This window comes from Microcystis sp. LE19-41.2A (genome assembly GCF_027530405.1).
Taxonomy (GTDB): domain Bacteria; phylum Cyanobacteriota; class Cyanobacteriia; order Cyanobacteriales; family Microcystaceae; genus Microcystis; species Microcystis aeruginosa.
On sequence record NZ_JAPZQJ010000072.1, the window covers coordinates 1 to 4,720 of the forward strand.

Annotated in this window: 5 protein-coding genes and 2 pseudogenes; 2 read left to right on the forward strand and 5 right to left on the reverse strand. The window is 44.7% G+C overall.

The window, feature by feature from the left end:
• Nucleotides 1-183: hypothetical protein (locus O9290_RS03080; RefSeq protein ID WP_288086699.1), on the forward strand; the 183-nt coding region annotated here is incomplete at its 5' end.
• Here O9290_RS03080 and O9290_RS03085 read toward each other — a convergent pair.
• The 4 genes from O9290_RS03085 to O9290_RS03100 all read right to left on the reverse strand — a co-directional run bounded on the left by O9290_RS03085 (nt 173) and on the right by O9290_RS03100 (nt 3,826).
• Nucleotides 173-1,159 carry a zinc-dependent alcohol dehydrogenase family protein gene (locus O9290_RS03085; RefSeq protein WP_002796399.1) on the reverse strand — a complete coding sequence of 329 codons (987 nt, stop codon included), beginning with the start codon at nt 1,157-1,159 and terminating at the stop codon, nt 173-175. The two genes, O9290_RS03080 and O9290_RS03085, sit on opposite strands and share 11 nt — an antisense overlap.
• A 5-nt stretch (nt 1,160-1,164) precedes the next feature.
• Complete coding sequence (accB, locus tag O9290_RS03090; RefSeq protein ID WP_002762059.1) at nt 1,165-1,659, reverse strand: acetyl-CoA carboxylase biotin carboxyl carrier protein; 495 nt, start codon at nt 1,657-1,659, stop codon at nt 1,165-1,167.
• 166 nt (nt 1,660-1,825) lie between these two features.
• Nucleotides 1,826-2,383, reverse strand: coding sequence for an elongation factor P (efp, locus tag O9290_RS03095; RefSeq protein WP_002762061.1), 558 nt, complete (start codon nt 2,381-2,383; stop codon nt 1,826-1,828).
• A 678-nt stretch (nt 2,384-3,061) separates the two neighbouring features.
• Entirely contained in the window at nt 3,062-3,826 is a 765-nt protein-coding gene (locus O9290_RS03100) for a PD-(D/E)XK nuclease family protein (protein WP_288055588.1), read from the reverse strand.
• Between the two features lie 178 nt (nt 3,827-4,004).
• Between O9290_RS03100 and O9290_RS03105 the strand changes: the two are divergent.
• Nucleotides 4,005-4,492 (forward strand): annotated as a pseudogene (locus O9290_RS03105) (hemolysin); the annotation flags it as partial.
• Nucleotides 4,493-4,586: 94 nt separating this feature from the next.
• Here the strand turns inward: O9290_RS03105 and O9290_RS03110 are convergent.
• Nucleotides 4,587-4,720 (reverse strand): annotated as a pseudogene (locus tag O9290_RS03110) (IS630 family transposase); the annotation flags it as partial.

Here is a 4,720-nt window from a genome sequence, read left to right on the forward strand (position 1 = left end):
ATGTACTACAAGAAGGATAATGCAAGGTTTTTGAACGTCCCAATCCTATTTTCGCAGCATGAACATCGGACTTTAACAGGTCAAAAGCTTTATTTTAAAAGGGTTTTACCATTATTCAGCCAACCCTATATACGCGGGCAGCTTATGAGAGAAAATAGTGACCAGCAGATTTCTAGTCAATAATTAGGGCTATTTTCCCCGTCACCGAACCAGTTTCTAGCAGTTGATGGGCGCTGATAGCTGCCGCTAAAGGGAAGGTTTGGGAGAGATGAATAGTTAACTTTTTCTCATCAATTAAACGCGCCCCTTGTCTGAGAATTTCTGTTTGATATTTTTGCGCTTCTGGCAGTCCCATCAAAGCCGGGGTTAACATTAATTCTAAACTAATCCGCAAATTGCGATCGCGCGCTTCCTTCCAGCTGCCCGTAGGTTCCAAAATCGTCACCATATCGCCGTACACTCGCACCGCTCGGCAAGTTTGGCCAAAAGTTTCCCCTCCCACCGTATCAAAAGCGACATCTACTCCTTTCCCTGCGGTTTGTTGAAGTATCGCCGAGACAAAATCGGTTTGTTTGTATAAAATCGGGTAATCTGCCCCTAATTGCCGCACTAAACGCTCTTTATCGCTATTTCCCACCGTCGTATAAACTTTAGCCCCCTTCAGTTTCGCCAATTGAATCGCGACATGACCAACACCCCCGGCCCCGCCATGGATAAGTACGCTTTGTCCCGACTGAAGACGGGCGCGATCATAGAGTGCTTCCCAAGCGGTGATTAAAACCAAAGGTACAGCGGCCGCCTCGGCAAAAGAAAGAGATTTCGGCTTGTGGGCCAGATAATCCGCCTCGATCAGGGCATATTCAGCATAATTTCCCGTGCCGGCCTTGCCCAGTCCGCCGTTACAAAAATACACTTCATCCCCGGGGCGAAAATCCTGCACCGCCGCCCCAACGGCCTCGACAATTCCCGCCCCGTCACAGCCCAAAATGGCCGGCATTTGCTCGGGGTAAAAAGTGCCGCGTTTACGAATTTTTGTATCAATAGGGTTGACACCAGCGGCTTTTAATGCTACTAAAACCTGATGCGGTTGACTAATTTTCGGGGTGGGGACTTCCTGAAGCTGTAGGACATCCACGGCGGTCATGAGGATAGCTTTCATTCTGTCTATTCGGGATTAACCCACATTAATGTCTGACCGAATTCTACCGGTTCACCGTTAGCGACGGCGATTTCGACGATTTGCCCGGCCACCTCCGCTTCGATTTCATTCATCAACTTCATCGCTTCGATGATACAGACCGTTTGTCCGACACGGATCCGATCGTTTTTTTCCACGAAAGAGGGTTCATCGGGAGCAGCAGCGCGATAAAAAGTGCCGACCATGGGAGAGGTAATCGCCAGCCATTTTTTATCCATAGCGGCGGCCACGGGTTCGGCAGTGGGGGTTTCTGGGACCGGGGTGGGACCTGCGGCTACCACTGGAGCGGCGACCGGGGCCGTCACCACCGGCAAGGGAGCGGGGAGAGGCCCAAGGGCAGTATTAACGGTTCCTTTGCGGATATTTAGCTCTAAATCTGCACTTTTCAGGCTAAATTCACTGATATCCGTTGCTGCCAATGTTTTGATCAGTTCTCGAATTTCGTTGTAATCAATAGTCACCGCTCTGAAATCCCCTCGCAAATAAAAAGCAACAAATCCAAATTCGCACCCACCAAACTATCGATTTTTCCCATCTAGCGGCTAAGTTTTGGGAAACAGGCTCAGAAACACTGGCTTTAGTCCTAAACCCGTCCCTAAGCCCTCATTTCTGGGCTTCTCATCACAATTATTCCCGTCCCAGATAGGAACCATCCCGAGTGTCCACTTTGATCCTTTCACCGATAGAAATAAACAGGGGAACCATCACCTGCGCTCCCGTTTCTACGATCGCCGGTTTCGTGCCACCGGTGGCCGTATCTCCCTTGACTCCTGGATCCGTATCGGTGATTTCCAAGATTACCGAAGTGGGCAATTCTATGTCTAACACTTGATCATTCCAAAAGAGAATATTGACTTCCATTCCTTCTTTCAGATACTTGGCTCGATCGCCCATTTGTACCGGGGTGAGAGTTGCTTCCTCAAAAGTCTCCATGTCCATGAAGACAAACTGATCGCCTTCTTTGTAGGTGTGCTGCATGGTACGCTTTTCGATCGTGGCCGAGGGTAAGGTTTCCCCCGCCCGGAACGTCCGTTCTACCACGTTGCCGGTCTGAACATTTTTTAACTTGGTTCGCACGAAGGCCGATCCCTTGCCCGGTTTAACGTGCAGGAATTCCACCACCCGCCAGACAGAGCCATCTATCTCGATGGTCGTACCGCTCCGAAAGTCGTTACTCGAAATCATGAAATGCTGTTTAGGCCAAGAAAGATCAACATTCCATTTTACATACTTCCTGTACCCGAAAAAACTTTTTTCCCGTCCGTACAGGTAAGGGGGAGGTGGGAGGTGGGGCAAGCAAGGGACAAAAGCTAATCACTTAAGTACCTAATAGCATTTTTCACCCTGAAACCTCGATTTTTAGTACAATATTACTGCAATATTGAAAGCAGTGAACGAGTAAACAGCGATGATCACCGGCGAATTAAAATCCCAAATAGATAGGGTCTGCTGAAAAAGTTTTTCGTGGGGGCAGGGTGTGGGGTGTGGGGTTTTACCGATTTTGAGGTAGTCAGTTACCTAATTTTCAGGGAAAAAGTACCTGAATTTTCCCCCGATCCCCGCAATGGCTGGCACTTTTTGAGGGGAAAAAAGTCTAAAAGTCTTATCCAACAAGGTTTTTAGATTTATTCAGCAGACCCTAGTTAAGACAGCTAAATTAGTCAATTTCACCCACAACGATGATCTTTTTTTTGTGTAGTTTTATTGCAAAAAAAAAGTTTTTTTGACAAAAAGCACAAAGTATGAATTAGGAAGTGGGGAAGTGGGAAGTGCGAAGTGGGGGAGAAGGGAGAATAAATAAAAATAATCTTCAGAATTCAGAGTTGAGAATTTATAATTCTGATCTGACAAAATTGGCAATAATTAGACAAAAGGATTGATTTCAGGGATATCCTCGAGCGAGGGTAAGTCTATTGGGCCCGATCGCTCTTGTCTAAGATAATAGGGACAATGAAGCTGACAATCGGGACGATGGGGAAAATCAACTAAATCATTTTCGTATGCCGATAGATAGCGATCGAGATCCTTCAATAAACGGCGCAAATCTCGCCCTGTCCGTTGGTGTAGTTTCCGATTATAGTTAAAAGTAATTTGTTCGGGGCTGCGGGGTAACTGCACAAACCAATAGGTCATCGATAAACTATCAAGAGGATAAGCAGAAGTTTCTCCCAAAACATACAGATAAAGTCTCGTCTGCCAATTTTTGGCTAGTTTGTCGGCATCGATCGGTTTTAAGTAGGTTTTCCAGTCAAAAATTACCGCTCGATCGCTCTCTAATAAAATTAAATCATAGATAACCGTTAATAAATAATTACCCACAGTTAAACTGCGACAATGTTCCGCTTCTCGATTGGTTTCTCCCGGATTTTGGGCAATTGCCGGGGCAGCCTTTAATAGGGCCGTTAAACAATGTTCTAACTGTTCATTTTCCCGTAATAAAGATGCGATCGGCAGCCCTAATTCCCGCTGCTGTAATAATAGGTGAAACTGACTGCCCCATTCTTGCCGCTGCAATTGCCCAGGGTCAGCTGGTGTGTTAAGTTCCTCTAGATAGACTTTTTGAAATCTCGGTGGACAGGTTTCCAATAGGTTTAAATGACCTTGGGCAAGACGGTAGATCTTAGGCATAATAGGATTATCGTGAATAAAACAGCAGTTAGCCTATTATCGAGAAAACGGGTTTCTTTGAGAAACTATTTAGAAACCCGTTTTCTTGTAATAAATGTTAATTTCTGTTACAGGGGTCTTGAAAAATTTGCACTTGTTGGGCTAAAACTGTTAGGAATAAACCTCTGCTGTTACCGTCATCACTTCTACCCTGTTGCCGATTATTCCTCCTGTTGAAGATGTTTTGTTCAATTTCGCTCAATCTGATGGTTTTTGGGCGAATTTAGAAACCGCTTTTGGCACAAGTTATGATGTGGTTAAGGCGACGCAATTACGACAACAGTGGCAAAGTCGAAATTTCAGTCAACTTCCCCCAATTGAGGTACTCAGTGATGAGGTTTTAGGGACGGCGAATGGTGCATATTCCAGTAGTAAGAATAAGATTTATCTATCAGCATCTTTTTTAAATACGGCTTCGTCAGCAGCGATAATTAACGTAATTTTAGAAGAAATTGGGCATTATGTGGATGCTCAAATTAATCAGGTGGATAGCGCGGGAGATGAGGGGCAATTTTTGCGGAGTTGGTGCAGGGAAATAGTCTGGATGTGGCAACCTTGGAGGTATTGAAAGCTGAGGATGATTCAAAGATAATTAATTTAAATGGGGAAGTAATTACAGTTGAACAGAATAAATTGCTTAAATCTGGCAAGATTATTGTTGCTAATGATGGACAGGGACTTTATGCTATTTACGATCCTAATTTTCAAGTCAATCTATACTTTAGACGTTCATAATCTGAGATTTATTAAACTTCTGAAATCGTAGAGTCAGCAAGGAATCCAGTTCTTTTTTATGTTTCAGATGGGCATCATTCAGACATTCATAAATAGCTGAAGAAAAGTCAGAAAAGTTCT